The organism is Cupriavidus sp. 09_S30 (genome assembly GCF_056930435.1).
The window spans coordinates 2,964,168-2,984,610 of the sequence record NZ_JBXOWI010000002.1 but is presented as its reverse complement, the minus strand read 5'-3'; the positions used below and the strand labels follow the sequence as shown (position 1 = coordinate 2,984,610).

The 20,443-nt window shown below is 66.3% G+C and carries 13 protein-coding genes; 3 read left to right on the top strand and 10 right to left on the bottom strand.

From position 1 onward, the window contains the following. Positions 1–112 precede the first annotated feature (112 nt). From AC1Z3O_RS33565 to AC1Z3O_RS33550, 4 genes are all read right to left on the bottom strand, one after another. Complete coding sequence (locus AC1Z3O_RS33565; protein WP_483521416.1) at positions 113–1,654, bottom strand: sulfatase-like hydrolase/transferase; 1,542 nt, start codon at positions 1,652–1,654, stop codon at positions 113–115. Positions 1,655–1,882: 228 nt separating this feature from the next. Next, entirely contained in the window at positions 1,883–3,148 is a 1,266-nt protein-coding gene (locus AC1Z3O_RS33560) for a formylglycine-generating enzyme family protein (RefSeq protein ID WP_483521414.1), read from the bottom strand. Between the two features lie 52 nt (positions 3,149–3,200). Next, positions 3,201–4,385 carry a porin gene (locus AC1Z3O_RS33555; RefSeq protein WP_483522129.1) on the bottom strand — a complete coding sequence of 395 codons (1,185 nt, stop codon included), beginning with the start codon at positions 4,383–4,385 and terminating at the stop codon, positions 3,201–3,203. A 240-nt stretch (positions 4,386–4,625) separates the two neighbouring features. Further along, positions 4,626–6,797, bottom strand: coding sequence for a beta-glucosidase (locus tag AC1Z3O_RS33550; RefSeq protein ID WP_483521412.1), 2,172 nt, complete (start codon positions 6,795–6,797; stop codon positions 4,626–4,628). A gap of 236 nt (positions 6,798–7,033) precedes the next feature. On the opposite strand from AC1Z3O_RS33550, the gene AC1Z3O_RS33545 reads away from it, so the two are divergent. The 3 genes from AC1Z3O_RS33545 (at position 7,034) to AC1Z3O_RS33535 (ending at position 10,894) form a co-directional block, all read left to right on the top strand. Next, positions 7,034–7,654 carry a TetR/AcrR family transcriptional regulator gene (locus AC1Z3O_RS33545; RefSeq protein ID WP_483521411.1) on the top strand — a complete coding sequence of 207 codons (621 nt, stop codon included), beginning with the start codon at positions 7,034–7,036 and terminating at the stop codon, positions 7,652–7,654. A 177-nt stretch (positions 7,655–7,831) separates the two neighbouring features. After that, complete coding sequence (locus tag AC1Z3O_RS33540; RefSeq protein ID WP_483521409.1) at positions 7,832–9,352, top strand: sulfatase family protein; 1,521 nt, start codon at positions 7,832–7,834, stop codon at positions 9,350–9,352. A gap of 123 nt (positions 9,353–9,475) precedes the next feature. Next, positions 9,476–10,894, top strand: coding sequence for an MFS transporter (locus AC1Z3O_RS33535; protein WP_483521407.1), 1,419 nt, complete (start codon positions 9,476–9,478; stop codon positions 10,892–10,894). 69 nt (positions 10,895–10,963) lie between these two features. Here the strand turns inward: AC1Z3O_RS33535 and AC1Z3O_RS33530 are convergent, their stop codons facing one another. From AC1Z3O_RS33530 to AC1Z3O_RS33505, 6 genes are all read right to left on the bottom strand, one after another. Further along, complete coding sequence (locus tag AC1Z3O_RS33530; RefSeq protein ID WP_483521405.1) at positions 10,964–12,199, bottom strand: MFS transporter; 1,236 nt, start codon at positions 12,197–12,199, stop codon at positions 10,964–10,966. 55 nt (positions 12,200–12,254) lie between these two features. Continuing rightward, complete coding sequence (locus AC1Z3O_RS33525) at positions 12,255–13,013, bottom strand: peptidylprolyl isomerase (protein ID WP_483521403.1); 759 nt, start codon at positions 13,011–13,013, stop codon at positions 12,255–12,257. Positions 13,014–13,036: 23 nt separating this feature from the next. Then, entirely contained in the window at positions 13,037–13,723 is a 687-nt protein-coding gene (narI, locus tag AC1Z3O_RS33520) for a respiratory nitrate reductase subunit gamma (RefSeq protein WP_483521401.1), read from the bottom strand. 49 nt (positions 13,724–13,772) lie between these two features. Further along, entirely contained in the window at positions 13,773–14,489 is a 717-nt protein-coding gene (gene narJ, locus AC1Z3O_RS33515) for a nitrate reductase molybdenum cofactor assembly chaperone (protein ID WP_483522127.1), read from the bottom strand. A gap of 78 nt (positions 14,490–14,567) precedes the next feature. Continuing rightward, complete coding sequence (gene narH, locus AC1Z3O_RS33510) at positions 14,568–16,127, bottom strand: nitrate reductase subunit beta (protein WP_483521399.1); 1,560 nt, start codon at positions 16,125–16,127, stop codon at positions 14,568–14,570. Between the two features lie 16 nt (positions 16,128–16,143). Continuing rightward, positions 16,144–19,908 (bottom strand): nitrate reductase subunit alpha, encoded by a 3,765-nt coding sequence (locus AC1Z3O_RS33505; RefSeq protein ID WP_483521397.1) that lies wholly within the window; start codon positions 19,906–19,908, stop codon positions 16,144–16,146. Between the last annotated feature and the right edge of the window lie 535 nt (positions 19,909–20,443).

Below are 20,443 nucleotides of genomic sequence, written 5' to 3'. Positions count from 1 at the left end.
CATCTCCATTCCTGGCGCAGTCCGTCGCGCCGTGGCCGGGCACTCGCGCCCATGTTGCGAGGCCCACCGCCGTCGGCAGGGCGCACCGGCCCTGCGTGCTTCCGCCAAGGCATCATTCCCCGCCTTGCCCCGGCTTGCCGCGCTCCAGCGTCACGCGGTCGAACTCCGGCGCCGCCGTCGTGATGCCGCGCTCGAATGCCTCGGCATGCTGCTGCAGCCGCTGCAGGATCTCGGGCTCGCTCGCAGCCTTGTCGAACTTCTCGCCGGGATCGCGGCCCAGGTTGTACAGCGTCGGCTTGGCCATTTTGGCTTGCAGGCCGCCCTCCGGATTGCGCCCGCTGACGTCGTAGAAGTTCACCTTCCAGTCGCCCTCGCGCCAGGCCTGCAGGCGGCCGCGGTAGTAGTAGGGCAGCACTTGGCGCGGGCTCGGTGCCTGCTGGCGCAGCGTCTTCTCCAGGTCCATGCCGTCGATGGCGGCGTCGGGCAGCTTCGCCTTCGCCAGCGCGGCGAAGGTGGGCAGGAAATCATAGGTCGCGCCGATGCCGTCCACCACCGCAGGGCGGATGGTGCCCGGCCACCAGAACAGGGCCGGCACGCGCGAGCCGCCCTCATAGGTCGACGCCTTGCCGTCGCGCAGCATGCCGGCCGATCCCACCAGCTCCTCGTACAGGATCCAGGGGCCGTTGTCGCTGACGAAGACCACCAGCGTGTTCTTGGCGTCGGGACTGCGCCGCACCGCCTCCAGCACCCGCCCCACGCTGTGGTCGAGCTCGGCGATGGCGTCGCCCACCGGGCCGCCCTTGCTGCTGCCGACGAACTCGGGGGCCGGCATATGCGGCAGGTGGGGCTTCTCGTAGCCCACCCAGGCCAGGTAGGGCTGGTCGCGCTTGTGGCCGATGAAGTCGACCACCTGGTCGGTTAACCGCTTGTTGTAGGTGGGCTGCTCGACCGGCCGCTCGACCACCCGGTCGCGGTAGTCGGTCTTGCCATTGGCCTCGACCCGCTCGCTGGCGATCAGCGGTGAGTTCCAGTAGCTGTTCTTCGGATCGCGGAAGGCCGCGACCGCTTGCCGGTAGTAGAGCGCGAACAGTTCCTTGGGCGACTCGCCCTTGGCGAAGCGCTGGCGCAGTTCCTTGATGCTGACGCCGCCGGGGATGCCGGCGAAATACGCGTCGTTCGACATCGGCATGCCCCACCAGGTATCGAAGCCGTGCCGCGTCGGATAGGCGCGCGGGGCGTCGCCCAGATGCCATTTGCCGAACAGGGCAGTGGCGTAGCCGGCGTCGTGCAGCAGGCTGGCGACGGTGGTCTCGCGGTCGGGGAAGCCGTAGGGATCGCCTTCCACCTGCACGCTGTTGAGGGCGCCGTACAGGCCGGAACGGGTCTCAACCCGCCCGGTCAGCATGGCGCCGCGGCTGGGCGAGCAGACCGGGGAGCTGACGTAGAAGTTGGTCCAGCGCTGGCCTTCGGCGGCCATCCGGTCCAGGTTGGGTGTGCGGAAGACGGGATGGCCGTAGCTGCCGAGATCGCCCCAGCCGAGGTCATCGGCGATCAGCAGGATGATGTTGGGGCGGGTGCTTGGGCGGGAGTGCGGGCTGCTGTCTGGCGCCGCCTGCGCCTGGGACAGCGGCACGGCGAGTGCCAGGGCTGCCATGGCGTGCAGCGCCCGCCGGTGCAAAACGTGCCTCGCCTGCACTGCGGTCCTGACTTCGGGGCCTGCCGTCTGCGCTCGCTTTTCCACCGCGGCGCCTCTTCCGATTCCGCCATCTTTCATCTGCATCCTCTCTTGTCTGCCCGGTGTCGGCGGTGCGCATGCCGCGCGCCTTGCCGGAAGGCCTGTCATCGCGGGGGACGCCCCGCCCGTTCGAATACTCGTGATCTGTCAGCGCGCCGGCACGGAGGGCGATTCCGCTTGCCGCGCCTGCGCTTCCCGCCGCTGCCGCATGGACTGCCATGTGTCCTGGTCCATCACCAGCCGGAAGCCCAGGTGTGACATGCTGGAATAGGGGTCGGCGCCTCGCCTCGCGCTCGGGCGATAGCTCAGGCAGTAGTCCTGGTTGCAGAGGAAGGAGCCGCCGCGGATCACGCGCCTGGGCGCGTGCACGGGCATGCCGGGCTCCGAGGGATCCCAGCTGTCGGCCGGGCCCTGTGGATCGACTGCCACCGTGCCGGCCGCGGCTTCCCGCTTGAACTGGTCGGCGCGGTACCAGTCGGCCACCCACTGCCAGGCGTTTCCGGTCATGTCGAAGAGCCCGTAGCCGTTGGCGGGGAAGGTCCCCGCGGCGCTCGTGCCGAGCGCGCCGCCAGCCTTGGGGCTCACTACGGGAAAGGGTTGTGCTTGCTGTCCTTGCCAGACATTGGCCATCTGCTTGCCGCCGGGCGTGAACTGATCGCCCCAGGCATAGGTGGCCTGCTCCAGCCCGCCGCGCGCGGCGAATTCCCATTCGGCCTCGGTCGGCAGCCGCTTGCCGGCCCACTTGGCATAGGCCTGCGCATCCTCGTACGAGACCTGCACCACGGGATGATCGTCCTTGCCGTCGATGGAACTGCCGGGACCGTCCGGATGGCGCCAGTCCGCGCCGGGGACATAGCGCCACCAGCGCGAGTAGTCCTGCAGCGGCACCGGCCGATCGGTGCCGGCGAAGACCAGTCCGCCGGGCACCAGCGCGCTGTCGGGCGGACGAGGCGTACCCGGCGGCACCTGCACCTTGATGGTGTCCCAGTCGGGCTTCTTCTCGGCGGTGGTGAGGTAGCCGGTCGCCGCCACGAAGGCGCGAAACTCGGCGTTGGTCACGTGATGGCGGTCCATCCAGAAGCCATGTACGCGGGTCTGGTGCGCCGGCCGTTCGTTTTCCTGCGCGAGCTGGTGGTCGCTGCCCATCAGGAATGCGCCGCCCGGTATCCACGCCATGTCTTGCGGGCCGGTCGAGCCATCACCGACGATGATCCGGGGAGCCGCGGGCAAGGCCGATTGCTTGCTCGCGCCCGCGCGAACGCTCGTGACAACAGCGATGGCAACCGAGGCGATGATGACCACGGCGATCCATAGGGAAGCGCGACGCAAGGGCCGCGCCACGGATTCGGGTGGACGCACCAGGCTCACGTTCGCTGTGGCACCTGACCCGTTTCGCTTCTTGACATGCTTCATGCTGATCTCCGGCGGCCAGCCAGGGTGGCTGGCCGGGCGGTTTCAAGCGCTTTTAGAACTTGTGGCGGATGCCAGCCGCCACGCCCGTCTGGCTGTTTTTTCCCTCGCCAAGGAACGCACCGTTGGCGAAACCGATTGCCGGGGAATCCAGGTTCAATCCGGAATTGCGTGCGTAGCCGACCGTCAGGTAGACATCGGTACGCTTGGAGAAGGCGTAGTCGGCGATGAAGTTCAACTGCCACGGATTCACCGGATTGACGTCCGGCTGCACGGCAGTTGTCTTCAGCGTCTTGCGGTCGTCGTAGTAGTAACCCAGCGTCAGCGTCAGGGCGGGAGTCGCGCTGTAATTGACACCGGTCCACCAGAAGTTGTCGCGCACCAAGGTATTGCCGGCGGCGTCCTTGTTCTGTGCCCAGCGATAGCCGGCCATCCACTTGGTCCGACCCACCTCATAGCTTGCGGCCAAGGCCAGCTTCTTTGACGTGCCCGTGTTTCCCGGTATGACCGCAGGATTCCATTGGTCGTAGGTGGCCGCGAGCCCAAGGCCTGCGCCCAGGTACATCAGGCCGGCCCCGTAGGCCGTATTGTCCCTGGGGTGGCCGGGTGTTTCGCCCGCGCCTCCCCCGGCAACGGGGGTCAGGCCGAACTTGCTCAGTCCTGCGCCAAAGCTGTAGTGCGCCTTCGCCGTGAACGCGCCTGCGACTGCCGTGTACTTCACGGCATTGTCCAGGCCTCCGCCGCTGGCCGTTCCGCCGAGCAAGGCCACCGATGGCTCGAACAGCGGGGCGAACTTGGCCGGCATGAAGTTCCCCAGCGTTTCATACATGCTGGTGTTCTGCCGGCCGAGCGTGATCTGGCCAAGCCGGTCGCTTTGCAGGCCGACGAACGCCAACCTGCCGAACATGGTTCCCGCCCGCGTTATTTGCCCGGAATCGGCCGCAAAACCGCTCTCCAGGACAAACAATGCCTTCAGGCCCGTCCCCAGGTCTTCAACGCCGCGTATCCCCCAACGTGAGCCCGACATGCCGCCGGCCGCCTCCAGGGAGAACTTGTTGGCCCCCGGTTGCCGTGTCACGGCACCGGTGATGGGATTGATCACCGGCGCGCTCGGCGCCTGGTTGTTGACATACTCGACGGGCACGTCGACGACGCCGTAGATCGTCACGCTCGACTGCGCATAGGCCATGCCCGAGCAAGCTGCAGCGAATATCACGGCCGACCTGCCGGCCAGGTGCATCTTCTTTTTCACGCTTCTCCTCCTCCTTCTTCTTTTTTGTGTGTCCCGTCCATCTGTGCAGTGGGACTCCTGTTTCGATTCACCTTGGCCCGTTCTTCCCTGCATCGCGGGTGCGCGCATGCGGCTCGCCGGACCAGCGTCGCGATCGGCGACCTGGGGCTCCCCAGGTCCCTCGACAGGGTGAATTCCTCCTTTCCGCGCGCCGGGCGGTGCGCTGCCCCATCACCGGCAGTGGGAGCATCAGCGCCCGAAATCCCTGCCCTCGAGGTTGGCGTCGCCGCGCAGTACCAGGTCCCCCGCGGAACGCCCGACGGCCAGGCGGTACAGGCCGGAATCGATGCGCCAGCACGCCGCGCCTGTCTGAAAGCGCGCAAGCAGGCGCGCATCGGCGCGCACGCTGACGCGGGCAGACTCGCCCGGCTGGAGGGCGACGCGCTGGAATCCGAGCAAGCGCATGCGGCGCTCGCCGGCCGCATCCGTCAGGTAGACCTGGGGGACGTCGGCGCCTTCGCGCGGCCCCGTATTGGTCACGGTGAATGTCGCGGTGACGGTCTCGCCGGCGCTGACCTGGAGATCCCCGTAGGCGAAGTCGGTGTAGCTCAGCCCATGGCCGAAGCTGAACAGCGGCCGCTGGCCGGTCCTGGCAAACCAGCGGTAGCCCACTTCGGCGCCTTCGTGGTAATGCACCTGGATGGGGGTTCCCAGTGGCACGTCGGCGCCGGGCAGTGCCGGATGCGGTGTCTGTTCGACGCCGGCCGGGAACGTGACGGGCAGGCGGCCGGAGGGATTGACGTCGCCTGCCAGCACTTCCGTGATGGCCTGCGCCCCTGCCTGGCCCGGAAACCAGGCCTGGACAATGGCACGCACCTTGCCGTGCCAGGGCATCGCCACGGGGTTGCCCGTCTGCAGGACCACGATCACGTTCCGATGGGCGCTGGCAAGCGCGTCGATCAAGGCGTCCTGGCCGAAGGGCAGCGTCATGTCGGGACTGTCGAAACGTTCCGCCTCGTGCCGGATGGCATGCACGATCACCACGTCGGCCCGTTTTGCCGCGGCCACCGCCGAGGCGATATGGGCACCGTTGTCGAACTCGATGACGGCATCGGGCAGCCGCTTGCGCAGCGCCGCCAGCGGGGCGGGCCCGAACAGTCGCATGGTGGTGGGCCCCAGCAGGGGATGGCTGCACGATGGCAGCTGCGCGGCGTATCCGCCCTGGGGCATGACCTGGCTCGAGCCATCGCCGGACAGCACGCCGACCTGCGCATAGCCTCCGATCACGGCGATTCTCTGCGTGCCCGCGGCCAGCGGCAGCGCCCCCTCTTCGTTCTTCAGCAGCACGATGCCCTGTCGGGCCGCTTCCAGTGCAACCGTGTGGTGCGTAGCGAAGTCGACAGGCTCGGCCGGTGCCTGCTGGTCGATGCCCGCCGCGTAGTAGGAGCGCAGCATGCGCCGGACCATCTCGCTGATGCGCGCCTTGGGCACCTTGCCTGCCTCGTAGGCCTGTCGCAGCGGTTCGTTGAACCACTCCTGCGCGTCGAGTTGGGCGCCGGAATGCTGGTCGAGGCCGTGCAAGGCGAACTCCCAGCCGTAGACTGCCAGCCAGTCGGACATGATCCAGCCCTGGAATCCCATCGCGTCCTTGACCGTCTCCTGCAGGATGGCGCGGTTGCCGCAGGCATAGGCGCCATTGACCAGGTTGTAGGCGCCCATCAAGGCACCCGGCTGGCTCATCTCGATGGCGAGCTGGAAGGCAAGGAGGTCGCTCTCGCGGTGCGCGGCAGGATCGATGACGGCATCGAGGAAGAACTTGTTCGTTTCGCTGGCATTGAGCGACACGTGCTTGAGCACGGCGATCACGCCTTCCTCCTGCGTGCCGTTGACCATCGCCGCGCCCATCAGGCCGGAAAGCAGCGGATCCTCGGAGATGTACTCGAAGTTACGGCCGTTGCGCACATCCCGCACGAGGTTGATGCCGCCACCCAGTGCCACGTTGAAGTCCCGCGCGCGCGCCTCCTTGCCGACGCGGCTGCCGATGTCACGGGCCAGCGCCGGGTTGAAGGTGGCGCCGAGGGCAAGCCCTGCGGGAAAGGCCGTGGCGACATCGCCCGGCCCGTCCGTATGGCGCAGCCCGAGGCTGGCGTCCGCCATCTTCAGCGCCGGGATGCCGAGACGCGGCACCCCTTGCGTGTAGCCGGCGACGACGGGCAGGTCGGGCGGCACGCGCGGCTCGCGCTCGCTTCTGCCGAATACCCGCACCATCAGGCTGTACAGCATGGAGAAGCGCTCGTCGTCGGTCATGCGCGCCTCGGTCTCGCGGGCACGTTCGTCCGGGTCCGTGTGCTGGGGGGTGGGCGAAGCGGTCGAGAGGACGGCCGCTACGGCGTCCGTAGCGGGAACGGGGCGATCAAGCATCTTTGTCTCCGTGCGTGCGGGTGCTGCGTCACTAGCCATGGCGAGGCTGCGGCCAGGCAAGCGCGGGCTACCTTTAAAATTATCCGAGTGGATAATTTATCAACGGCGATCCGCGTGTGTCAAGCGCTTGTCAAGCGCGACTGGGCGGCGCCGGCTCAGTACAATGCCCAGCGCGGCCGAGCTGCAAGCAGGGGCTGGCTGTGAAGTTCGAGGTGAACCTTCCGAGGAAAATGGAGATGAGCACTGCCAGGCAGGCACAACAGGAGCGAAGCGAACAGACACGCGCCGAGATACTTGGCATCGCGCTCGAGCAGTTCTCGACGCGTGGCTTCGACGCAGTGAGCCTGCGCGAAATCGCGGACACGGCAGGCGTCAATCACGCCATGATCCGCTACTACTTCGGCAGCAAGGAGAATCTCTGGCGCGAGAGCGTGGCGTACTTGTTCGGCCGCTTCGCGGAAGAGAACGCGCCGCCACAGCCCGGCCCGGCCGGCTTTTCGCTGGATGCGGTGAAGGAATACATCCGCAGCTACGTCCGCTACTGCGCGCGCCACCCCGAGCACGCGCGCCTGATGATGCAGGAAGCCAACCGCGACTCGGAGCGGCTGAAGTGGATGGCGCAGACCTTCATCCGCCCGCGCCATGATCTGACGGTGCCGCTGATCAAGGAAGTCCGCGCCTTGGCCGGGGGGCTCGAACGCATCGATCCCGTGATGCTGCTGTACATGGTCACCGCCATCGCGCAGGTGCCGTATCTGCTCACCGCGGAGATGAAGTACGCCCACGGCATCAACGCGATGCGCGACAAGGCGATCGAGGCCCATTGCGACGCGGTGCTGGCGTTTATCTTCCGCTAGGAATCCCCTGCTTCTGAGCAGTCATCGTCGCTTGCGGACCCGTAGCGCCGCTCGGATCTGAATTTCCATCTTGACATTCGGCTTGTCTGGTGCAAAAGTTATCCGATCGGATAATTTATGCGGCAAGGCCCTGCGCCTACCGGCCCGCACCCTACAAAAAAGTGGAGACGACAACCGATGCGGCTGATCTACATCGACATCGACACCTTGCGCCCCGACCACCTCGGGTGCTACGGCTACCATCGCAATACCAGCCCGAACATCGACAAGCTGGCTGCCCAGAGCGTGCTGTTCCGCAACGTCCATGCCTCGGACACGCCATGCCTGCCCAGCCGCACCGCCTTGCTGACCGGCCGCTTCGGCATTCACAACGGCGTCGTCAACCATGGCGGTGTCGACGCCGATCCGGTGATCGGCGGCCCCGATCGGAAGTTCTGGTCGCAGCTCCATTTCGACAGCTTCCCGTTCCGCCTGCAGCAGGCCGGATTGAAGACGGTCAGCGTCAGTTCGTTCGCACACCGGCACTCGGCATTCCACTGGTATGCCGGCTTCGATGAAGCCTACAACGTCGGCAAGTTCGGGCGGGAGACGGCGGATGAGGTCCACGCGCTCGCGTCGGACTGGCTGGCCAGGCATGGCAAGGAGGACAACTGGTTCCTGCATGTGCATATGTGGGATCCGCACACGCCCTACCGCGCGGCGCCGGAGTACGGTGAGCCTTTCGCGGACGAGCCCTTGCCGCCATGGCTGACGGAAGCGGTACGCGCGGACCACTGGCAGAAGTGCGGTCCCCACAGCGCGCAGGAATGCACCGGCTTCGCACCGAATGAGGCGGCCCGCGCCTGGTACCCGCGCCAGCCGCAGAACATTCCTGATATGGCGGCGGTCCGTGCCATGTTCGATGGCTACGACGCCGGCGTGATGGTCGCGGACGAGTACGTGGGCAAGCTGCTGGCGCAGCTCGCGGCACTGGGTATCGCGGACGATACCGCGGTCCTGTTGTCCTCCGACCATGGCGAGACCCTCGGCGAGCTGGGCATCTACGGCGACCACCAGACGGCGGACCAGTTCACCACGAACGTGCCGCTGCTCCTCAAATGGCCGGGCATCGAGGCCGGGCGCGAGTATCGCGCCTTCCACTACCAGATCGATGTCACGGCCACCATCCTCGAACTGCTGGGGCAGCCTGCTCCCGCTAGCTGGGATGGCGTGTCGTTCGCGCAGAGCCTGAAGGCCGGGGAAGACGAAGGGCGCGACCACCTCATCGTTTCGCAAGGGGCATGGACCTGCCAGCGCGGCGTCCGCTTCGGGAACTGGATGATGATCTGCACCCTGCACGATGGATACCATCTGTTCGACGACATCCTGTTGTTCGACCTGGACGCCGATCCGCACGAGCAGCGCAATTTTGCCGGCGATCGGCCCGATATCGTGGAGACGGGCATGGGCCTGCTCAAAGCCTGGGAGGCGGAGATGCTCCCCACGGCGGCGCGCGGCAGGGATCCGCTCGTCAACGTCGTGAGCGAGGGTGGGCCCTACCACATCCGCGGCAAGCTGCAGGCCTACGTGGAGCGCCTGAAGGCAACCGGAAGAGAGGACAAGGCCGAGGCGCTTGCCCTGAAGTACGCGGACGACCTGCAGCGGCCCGCCGAGCCGAGCAAGCCGCCCTTTCCCATCCGCAACCTTCGTCTTGTCTGAGCCCTGAGACGCCGACGCGCGCCGACTCGCGTTCAGCCTGATGGCACGCGGCGCGTGCCATGGCGAAGAGCGCGTTGCTGCAGGGTAAGGACACGAGCAGACCACACGAATATCGGGAAAGTGATGACCGGACTCTCAAATGCATCTCCGTCACCCGGGACGCTGGCCGCCGCGCAGGCCCCGGCGCGTGGCGGCGTTCTTTCGCTGCGACAGAAGATCGGCTTCGGGATCGGCGATTTCGCCTTCAATCTCTACTGGCAGGCGACCACGCTGTACCTGCTCTACTACTACACGGACGTGCAGGGGCTTTCCCCGGTGACGGCCGGCTGGGTGTTCGGCGGGGCGATGCTCTGGGACGCGCTCTGCGATCCCATCGCGGGCTATATCGCCAACCGCACGCGAACGCGCTGGGGGCGCTATCGGCCCTACCTGCTGTTCGGCTGCATTCCGCTGGCGCTCAGCTTCACGGCAATGTTCATCCCCAACGACCTGCAGGGCGCCAGCCTGCTGGCCTTCGTCATCGCCACCCACACGCTGTTCAGGACGATCTACACGGTGCTGTCCATGCCGTACAACTCGCTGATGGCGATGCTGACCGACGACAGCCGGGAGCGCGGCAGCCTGGCCGCCTACCGGATGATCAGCGCCACCACGGCGGGCGTGCTGGTTGCGCTGGCGACCTTGAAGCTGGTCCACTTGTTTGGCGGCGCCGACGCGAAGAAGGGGTTCCTGCTGGTGACCCTGCTGTACGCCACGCTATCCATCCCGGTCTTCCTGCTGACCTTTCTTTCGACCAAGGAGCGCGCGGTGCCTGACACGCACAGGCTGACCTTGCGGGAGGCGGTCATGGTGGTCACCAGGAACCGGGCTTTCATGCTGGTCTTCGGCATCACCATCGCGCAGATGGCGTCCGTGACCTTTCTTTCCAAGACGCTTCCCTATGTGTTCAAGTACGGCGTGGGCAGGGAAGACCTGATCGGGACGGCACTCGGACTGATAGCCGTGCAAGTGTTCATCGCGATTCCGTTCTGGGCCTGGGTCATGCGCCGGACCTCCAAGCGCATGGTCTCCTTGGCGGGCGCATGCATCGCGGTCTTCAGCTTCTGCCTGCTCGGCGCCATGGGAATGCCGAGCGTGGCGGCGCTGCTGACACTGCTCGCCTTCGTCGGCTTTGCCAATGCGGCCGCATCGCTCTCGCTCTGGGCCATGATTCCCGATACCGTCGAGTATGGCGAATGGGCCACCGGCGTGCGCGGGGAAGGCGTCATATTCGGCGTCGTCTCCTTCGCACACAAGGCCGCGCTTGCGCTGGCGGTCGGGGTGGTCGGCCACCTGCTCGATGCGATAGGCTTCGTCGCCAACCACGTACAAGGGCAGCGAACGATCGAAGGCCTGTGGTCCATGCTGTGGAAAGGGCCGTTGCTGTTCTCGGCGGTGGCCGCAGTGCTCGCCTTCCTGTATCCGATCTCCTCCGAGGTGCACGGGAGAATCCTGGCCAGCCTGCGCCAGCGCCGTTCCGGCGCCGGGCAGGGGCATCTATAGACGGTCATCGGACGTTCACATCACGCCGGCAGGCCCCAGCGATCTTCCCGAAGGCTGCGGGCCCACCATTCAGGCAGCCACCTCGCCCGAGATCTGCACCCGCCGGACTTCGTACACGTACATGATGATCAGCGAAACCCAGACGATGCCGTAGAGCAGCATGAAGCAGCTCGAGCGGATCTGGAGCCGGTCGAGCAGGGCGCCGAACAGCAGCGGCAGCAGGAAGCCGCCGAGGCCGCCGGCCAGGCCGACGATGCCGGTGACGACGCCCATGTTCTCTGGAAAATCATCTGCCACGTACTTGAAGGTGGACGCCATGCCGAAGGCGAACACCATGCCAAGCACGAACAGCAGCGCGGTAAACCCCCAGATCGGCAGGTGGATGTGCCAGTCCAGCGTGCCGTTGATCGTGCGGATCGATAGTGTGGTGTCGGGGTAGGAAAGCAGGAACAGGCAGATCCAGGCGACCCAGAGGCACCACCATGTGGTGGCATGCGCGCCGAAGCGGTCGGCCAGCACGCCGCCCACAGCGCGGAGCACGGAGCCCGGCAGCGAGAAGCCTGCAGCGAGCGCCGATGCCAGTGCAAGCGTCAGGCCGAACTCCGCCTTGAAATACTGCGGGATCCACAGCGAGAGCGCGGTAAAGCCGCCAAAGGTGATGGAGTAGTACTGGCAGTACTTCCACACCTTGGGATTGCGCAGCACACGGAACTGCGCAGCCAGGCCGCTGCCTTTCTTGCCTGCGCCGGGATCTGGTGCGGAGGCGAGCCAGAACACGACCGCCGTGGCCAGCAGCGCGACAGCGTAGATGCGCGGGACGGCACGCCAGCCGTAGTGGTTCAGCAGCACCGGCGTCAAGAACAGGTTGACCGCGGCGCCGGAGGTGCCGGCGCCGAAGAACCCCATGGCGAAGCCCCGCCGCTCGGGCGGGAAGAAGCGCGCGACGTAGGGTGTGCCGACGGCAAAGGAGGCGCCCACCAGGCCGAGGAACAGGCCGATCAGCATGAATTGCCACAGCGCAGTCGCGTAGCTGACGATATAGACGGGTATCGCGCAGCCCAGCAGCAGCACCGTCATCACGATGCGCCCGCCGAAGCGATCGGTCCACAAGCCCAGCGGCAGGCGGAAGACCGCACCCGTGAGCACGGGGGTTGATGACAGCAGGCCGAACTCGAAGGCGTTCAGCCCCAGTTCTTCGCGGATCGGGATGCCGAGCACGCCGAACATCATCCAGACCACGAAGCACACCATGAATGCAAAAGTGCTGCCGAACAGCACGGAATAGGCCTTGGCTTGCGCAGGCATGGCTCTCCCTCCCGGTCTTCTTCTTCATTCTTGCGCCGGCGGCCGCCGGCGTCGGCTACTGCACGAGCGGCGATTCGGCGCCCTGGATCTCAATGCCCTCGATGCGCGCCTGGCCTACCAGCCATTGCAGGTACTGCGCCGTCGCACGGCGCTTGCTCGCCTCCTGCAGCCAGGCGGCAATGCGCTCCTGAACCGTCTCGAATGGCTGCAGCATGCCATCGTTCCGGCGTCCAGTGAGGACGATATGAAAGCCGTGGCGGCTGTGTATGAGGCGTTCGCCAAGTTGGTGAGGCGGCATGGCGAACACCGCCTGCTCGAATTCCGGGACCGTGTCGCCGCGGCCGATCTCACCCAGGCGACCGCCGTCGCGCGCCGAGGGGCAATTCGAGTACTGGCTGGCGAACTCGCCAAAGTGCTCGGCGCCGGCTGCATGCAGTTGCTGCAGGATGTCCCCGGCGTGCGCACGCAGGCGCTGCGGGTCCACGCGTGGGGTGATCTGGAACAGGATGTGGCTGGCCTCCACCCGCTCGCCGACGCGGAAGCGCTCCTGGTTCTGCGCGTAGTAGCGCCGGCAGGCCGCCTCGTCGGCCTCGGGCGTCTTCACCTCCGCGGCCAGTACCGCCTGCACACCCGCCTCCGGGTCGCCGCCAGCGGCGGAACCCGTGAGCCCCAGTGCGTCGGCGCGTTGGCGCAGCAGTTCGCGCAGCACCAGCTCGCGGCCGGCGCTGTGCAGCGGATCCTCCATCCCGCTGTGGCGCGCTGCCTCGGCCTGCAAGCGCGCCTCGTCGATGACAATGCCGTTGACGGAAATCATGTCAGCCTCGTGCTCAGTCTGCATCAGCGGGAACGCACGAGCTGCCACGCCCGGCCGAGGTAGGCGACCGAGGCGAAACCGCTCCATACGTGCACCAGCCGGGTGAACGGAAAGATCAGGAACAGCGTCATGCCCAAGACCATGTGGACCTGGTAGACCATAGGAACGGCGGCGGCGATCTCGGCCGTGCCGCCACGGAAGGTGGCGATGCGCTGTGCCCATTCGCCCAGCATCAGCATCACGGCGCCATCCTTGTGCTGCATCGAGGTCAGGATGGAGAGCAGGCCGAGCGCCAGCACGATGAGGATCCACACGAGCGTCAGCCAGTCCGAGAATTTGGAGGTGGCGGCGATGCGCGGCTCGGAGATCCGGCGGTAGATCAGCAGCAGCAGCCCGGCCAGGCACATCAGACCGAGTGCGGCACCGACCACGATGGCCATCATCTGCTTGTACTCCGTGCTGACGCCCAAGGCGTGGTAGAGCGCGGGCGGCGTCAGCAGGCCGAACAGGTGGGTGAAGAACAGCGCGATGATGCCGATGTGGAACAGGTTGCTGCCCCAACGCAGCGTGCCGCGCTTGAGCAGCTGGCTGGAATCGCTCTTCCAGGTGTACTGTGCGCGCTCAAAGCGCGCCAGGCTGCCCAGCAGAAAGACTGCCATCGCGATGTACGGATAGATGGCAAAGAGGAAGTGGTGTGCGTAGGTGGCCATCGTCCGGTCCTCCCAAAGGCTGGCATAGGCTGGCTGGCGTGCGGCGGGTTCAGTGCCGCGCAGGGCCGGCGGTGCGGTTACCCGGCCGGCTTTCATAGAAGTGGACCGGCTGTTCGGCCGCCGCGTGCGTGCGCAGGGCAGGCTCGCCGGTCACTGCCTCGGGCCCGAAATGCACGGCACCCTCTTCCAGCTCGCCGTGCACGGGATCTGGCAGCGGTTCCGGTTCCACCGCGGTCAGGCGGCGCAACACGGTGAAGACGCAGGCGTAGGGGCTGCCTGACTCGGCCAGCTTATCGCCCAGGCGCGCCAGCACATGGATCGCTTCACCGAGCAGCGTCGCGGCGTCCTCCGGCGGGATCTGGCCGAGGAACTCCAGGAACAGCGGCACATAGTCGGGCAGTTCGCTCGCCTGGACCACGAGGCCGTGCCGCAGGTATTCCTCGCGCAGGTCGACCATGGCCTGGCCGCGCTCGCGCGAGTCGCCGTGCACATGCTCGAACAGGTGCAGTGAATGCGTGGGCCGGTTGTCGAAGGTGGCCACATAGCGCTCCTGCAGGGCGATGAGATCTGCGGCGCTGCCTTCCAGCCAGTCGAGCAGCGGGGCCAGCGCGGTGTGCACGTCAGGGGCAAGCGTCGAGCGCAGCGCCGGCAGCGCCGCAACCAGGTCTGCTTCCGGGTAGAGCAGAAGCGATGAGAGCACGGAGAAGAGCCGTGGCTGCGTGGGCGACGCGGGCGACGGTTCGCCTGCCTGTGCCGTCTCGTCCATGATGGACTCGTTGGCTGTCGTTCTCTGGGACATTGTCAGTTCCTCCTGCGAATCGGTTCGTCTTGGAAGGAATCCACCTCAGGTGCCGCGCGGGGGCTGCGCGCTTCCCTGTACCTGCATGAACACCACCGGCCGTTCGCGGCCGCTCGTTTTCTTGCCGAACAGCCCGCGCGGCGCTTCCGCCGGCGCGCATCCATCGCCGAAGGTAAAGCCGCAGCCACCCTTGATGTCGAAGGCGTTCTCGGCGTATTCACGGTGCGTGGTCGGGATGACGAAGCGATCCTCGTAATTGGCGATGGCCAGGTAGCGGTACATGTCTTCCACCTGCGCCACGCTCAAGCCGACCTGTTGCAGGATCGCCGGCCGCTCCTCGCGATCGACGGTGCGTGCACGCATGAAGGCGCGCATCGCCAGCAGCCGCTCCAGTGCCAGCGCCACTGGCGCCTCATCGCCGGCGGTCAGCATATTGGCCAGGTAGCGCAAGGGGATGCGCAAGGACTTGACGTCCGGAATCTCCCCGAAGGCGCCGACGTGGCCACTGTTTGCCGCAGACTGGATCGGCGACAGCGGCGGCACGTACCACACCATCGGCAGCGTGCGGTACTCGGGATGCAGGGGGAAGGCGATCTTCCACTCGACCGCCATCTTGTAGGTGGGCGAGCGTCGCGCCGCCTCGAGCCAGGCGTCCGGCACACCGTCGGCGCGCGCCTGGGCGATCACCTTGGGGTCCGACGGGTCCAGGAAGACGTCGAGCTGCGCCTCGTACAGACCCTTCTCGTCGGGCACGCTGGCGGCCTCGGCGATGCGGTCTGCGTCGTACAGCAGCACACCCAGGTAGCGGATGCGGCCGACGCAGGTCTCCGAGCAGACGGTCGGCTGGCCGGCCTCGATGCGCGGATAGCAGAAGATGCATTTCTCCGCCTTGCCGCTCTGCCAGTTGTAGTAGATCTTCTTGTACGGGCAGCCCGACACGCACATGCGCCAGCCGCGGCACTTGTCCTGGTCGACCAGCACCACGCCGTCCTCCTCGCGCTTGTAGATGGAGCCTGAGGGGCAGCTGGCAACGCAGCTCGGGTTCAGGCAGTGCTCGCACAGGCGCGGCAGGTACATCATGAAGGTGTTCTCGAACTGGCCGTAGATGTCCTTCTGCACGTCCTCGAAGTTATAGTCCTGCGAGCGCTTGGCGAACTCGCCGCCAAGGATCTCCTCCCAGTTCGGGCCCCACTCGATCTTCTCCATGCGCTGGCCCGTGATCAGGCTGCGCGGGCGTGCAGTGGGCGCGGCTTCCAGTTCCGGTGCGCTCTGCAGATGCTCGTAGTCGAAGGTGAAGGGCTCGTAGTAGTCGTCGATCTCCGGCAGGTTGGGATTGGCGAAGATGTGCGACAGCAGCTTCCACTTGCCGCCCTGGCGCGGCTCGATGCTGCCGTCCGCCCGGCGTCGCCAGCCCCCCTGCCAGCGGGCCTGGTTTTCCCAGTCCTTGGGGTAGCCGATGCCGGGCTTGGTCTCGACGTTGTTGAACCAGACGTACTCCATGCCCGCCCGCGAGGTCCAGACGTTCTTGCAGGTGACCGAACAAGTATGGCAGCCGATGCACTTGTCCAGGTTCAACACCATGGCGATCTGTGCGCGCACTTTCATCGTAGGCTCCCTCGGTTCAGGAATGCGACGCGGAACGGCCGGCGGCAGGCCCGTCGAGCCAGTCCACCTTGGCCATCTTGCGCACGATGACGAACTCATCGCGATTCGAGCCGACCGTGCCGTAGTAGTTGAGCCCATAGGAGAGCTGCGCATAGCCGCCGATCATATGGGTGGGCTTGAGCACCGCGCGCGTCACCGAGTTATGGATGCCGCCGCGCGCACCGGTGATCTCGGATCCTGGCATGTTCACGATCTTCTCCTGCGCGTGGTACATCAGCGTGGCGCCCTCGGGAATGCGCTGGCTCACCACGGCCCGCGCGACCAGTGCACCGTTGACGTTGAACGCTTCGATCCAGTCGTTGTCGACGATGCCCGCCTTGGCCGCATCCTTCTCCGAGATCCACATGATGGGCCCGCCGCGCGACAGCGTAAGCATGATCAGGTTGTCGGTGTAGGTGGAGTGGATGCCCCATTTCTGGTGCGGCGTGATGAAGTTGAGCACCACGTGCTTCCGGTCCTTGCCATGGCCCGCGTCCAGCATCGGCTGCACCGACTTGGTATCCACCGGCGGGCGGTAGACGCAGAGCGCCTCGCCGAACGCGCGCATCCAGGGGTGGTCCTGGTAGAGCTGCTGCCTGCCCGACAGTGTGCGCCATGGAATCAGCTCGTGCACATTGGTGTAGCCGGCGTTATAGCTGACATGCTCGCTCTCGACCCCGCTCCAGGTCGGCGAGGAGATGATCTTGCGCGGTTGCGCCTGCAGGTCGCGGTAGCGGATCTTCTCGTGCTCGCGCGGGCGCGCCAGGTGGGTGTGGTCGCGGCCGGTGAAGGCGGACAAGGCCGACCAGGCCTTGACCGCGACCTCGCCATTGGTCTCGGGCGCCAGGGTCAGGATGGCCTCGGCCGCATCGATATCGGTATCCAGCCGCGGCAAGGCGGGCTCCGCGCTGCCGTCCCCGGTTCCTTCCGCCGCATAGTTCAGTTGCGTCAGCAGGTCGCACTCGCTCTGTGCTGGCCAGGAGATACCCTTGCCGCCGACGCCAAGCTGGCGCGTGAGCGGCCCGAGCGCGGTGAACTGGCGGTACAGCGCGGGGTAATCGCGCTTGATCGTCACCATGGATGGCATGGTCTTGCCCGGCACCATCTCCACCTCGCCGCGCTTCCAGTCCCGCACCGAGAAGGGATCGCCCAGCTCGGCCGGGGTATCGTGCTGCAGCGGCACCAGCACCAGGTCCTCGCTGGCCGGCAGTTCGGTCGCCGCAATCTTTGAGAAGGCGGCGGCGATCCCCTTGTAGATCTCCCAGTCGCTGCGCGACTCCCACACCGGATCGACCGCGGCCGACAAGGGGTGGATGAAGGGGTGCATGTCCGAGGTGTTGAGGTCGTTCTTCTCGTACCAGGTCGCCGTGGGCAGGACGACGTCCGAGTACACGCACGTCGTCGACATGCGGAAGTCCAGTGTGACCAGCAGGTCCAGCTTGCCGCGCGGTGCCTCCGGGTGCCACGTGACCTCTTGCGGGATTTCCTGCCCGGTCTCGCCCAGGTCCTTGCCCTGCACGCCATGCTGGGTGCCCAGCAGGTGCTTGAGGAAGTATTCGTGCCCCTTGCCGGAGGAGCCGAGCAGATTGGAACGCCAGACAAAGAGGTTGCGCGGCCAGTTGTCGGGATGGTCGGGATCCTCGCAGGACATCTGCAGCCGGCCGTCGTGAAGTGCCTGCAAGGCATAGGCGGCGGGTTCCTGCCCCGCAGCGCGCGCGGCGCGCGCGATCTCCAGGGGGTTGGTCTGCAGCTGCGGCGCCGAAGGCAGCCAGCCCATCCGCTCGGCCCGCACATTGAAGTCGATCAGCGTTCCCTGGAACTGCTCCGGATCGGCCAGCGGCGAGAGAATCTCCGACACCTTCAGCTTTTCGTAGCGCCACTGGTCGGTGTGCGCATAGAAGAACGAGGTGCCATTCATGTGGCGGGGCGGCCGGTACCAGTCCAGCCCGAAGGCCACTGTGGTCCAGCCGGTTTGCGGCCGCAGCTTCTCCTGGCCCACGTAGTGGCACCAGCCGCCGCCGGACTGGCCCACGCAGCCGCACATCACGACCAGGTTGATGATGCCGCGGTACGCCATGTCCATGTGGTACCAGTGGTTCAAGCCCGCACCCAGGATCACCATCGAGCGGCCGCGCGTCTTGTCGGCGTTGGCGGCGAACTGGCGCGCCACGGTGATCACGTCCTCGCGCTTGACCCCGGTGATGCGCTCCTGCCAGGCCGGCGTGTAGGGCACGTCGTCGTCATAGGAGGTCGCCACATGGCTTCCGCCCAGCCCGCGGTCCAGGCCGTAGTTGGCCATCAGCAGGTCATAGACGGTTGCGACCAGCACTTCTCCTTCCACGGTCTGCACGCGCTTGGCCGGCAGGTTGCGCTCCAGCACCTCGTCGTGCTCGCTGCCCTGGAAATAGTCGTGCTGGCGTCCGCCGAAGTAGGGGAAGGCCACGGGCACCACCGCATCGTGGCTGTCGACGAGCGTCAGCTTCAAGCGCAGCGGCTCGCCGTCGGCATCGCGTGCATCGAGGTTCCAGCGGCCCTTGTCCGCGCCTTCCTGCTGGCCCCAGCGGAAGCCCACCGAGCCGGGCGGCGCCACCAGGCGTCCGCTGGGCTCGTCATACGCCACCGTCTTCCACTGCGGGTTGTTGTCCTGGCCGAGCCGGTCCGGCAGGTCGGAAGCGCGCAGCATGCGGTCCGGCACATAGCGGTCGCCCTGGCGCGTCAGCCGCACGAGGAAGGGCATGTCCGAATACTGCCGGCAGTACTCGCGGAAGTATTCGCTGGCCCCCTCCAGGTGGAATTCCTTGAGGATCACGTGCCCCATCGCAAGCGCCAGCGCGGCATCGGTGCCTTGCTTGGGGTGGAGCCAGATGTCCCCGAACTTCGCGCCCTCGGCATAGTCGGGGAAGATCGATACGATCTTCGTGCCGCGGTAGCGCGACTCGACCATGAAGTGGGCGTCCGGCGTGCGCGTTTGCGGCACGTTGGAGCCCCACATGATGATGAAGCTGGAGTTGTACCAATCCGCCGATTCGGCGACATCGGTCTGCTCGCCCCAGGTCTGGGGGCTGGACGGCGGCAAGTCGCAGTACCAGTCGTAGAAGCTCAGGATGGTGCCGCCCAGCAGCGACAGGTAGCGGCTGCCGGCGGCGAAGGACACCATGGACATCGCCGGAATCGGCGAAAAGCCGACAACCCGGTCCGGTCCGTGGCGCTTGATGGTGTAGACGTTGGCGGCGGCGACCAGCTCGTTGACCTCGTCCCAGCTCGCGCGCACGAAGCCGCCGAGGCCGCGCCGTGTCTTGTAGTCGTCCGCCATGCCCGGCGTGGACTGGATGTACTCCCAGGCCGCCAGCGGTGACATCGTCTTGCGCGCCTCGCGCCAGACCCGCGCCAGCCGGCCGCGGATCAGCGGGTATTTGATCCGGTTGGCACTGTACAGGTACCAGGAATAGCTCGCGCCGCGCGAGCAGCCGCGGGGCTCATGATTGGGCATGTCCGGGCGGGTGCGCGGATAGTCCGTCTGCTGCGTCTCCCAGGTGACGATGCCGCCCTTGACGTAGATCTTCCAGGAGCAGGAGCCCGTGCAATTCACGCCGTGGGTGGAGCGGACGATCTTGTCGTGCGCCCAGCGGTCGCGATAGGAATCCTCCCAGGTCCGGTCCTCTTTGACCACGCTGCCGTGGCCATCCGCAAAGGACGCTTCCTCGCGCCGAAAAAATTTGAGTCGATCGATGAAGTGGCTCACGGCTCCCCCCTGCAGCAGCGTCGGTTGTCAGCGCATGGTTTCCTGGCTGCGGCAGGCATGACGACAAGCCCCCGCGAGGCACGCACCTGATCCAGGCGAAACCATGTCATAACGTGATATAAAACTTTCGGATCGCGGATAAATACTACATAAGGCACATGGGAGATTATTGACCTGGATCAATTTGCATGAAGCCGCAGGGGACGACCGCTGCTGCGAAGGGAAGGTCGAAAGACAGGGAGGCGCAATGTGTGCCACCGATGCTGCGCGCGGACCGCTTGTGCAGCGCGTCATTTGCCGCGGCCCTCGTGGATATTGGCGCCCCGCATGAAGGCCGGAAGACGCCCCCCCCCCCCCCCCAACACCCTTGGTGACATAGGCGCCCTCGATGAAGACGCTGTCGTCGAACCGGCGGTGCATGATCTGGATGACGCGGCCGCCGGCTCACGCTCTGTTCCGGGTGGAACCCCGAGTGACGAGAACGCTTTCGTATAATAGGGGCTCCGCGATCCGGCCACATCCGGCCGCTTGATCG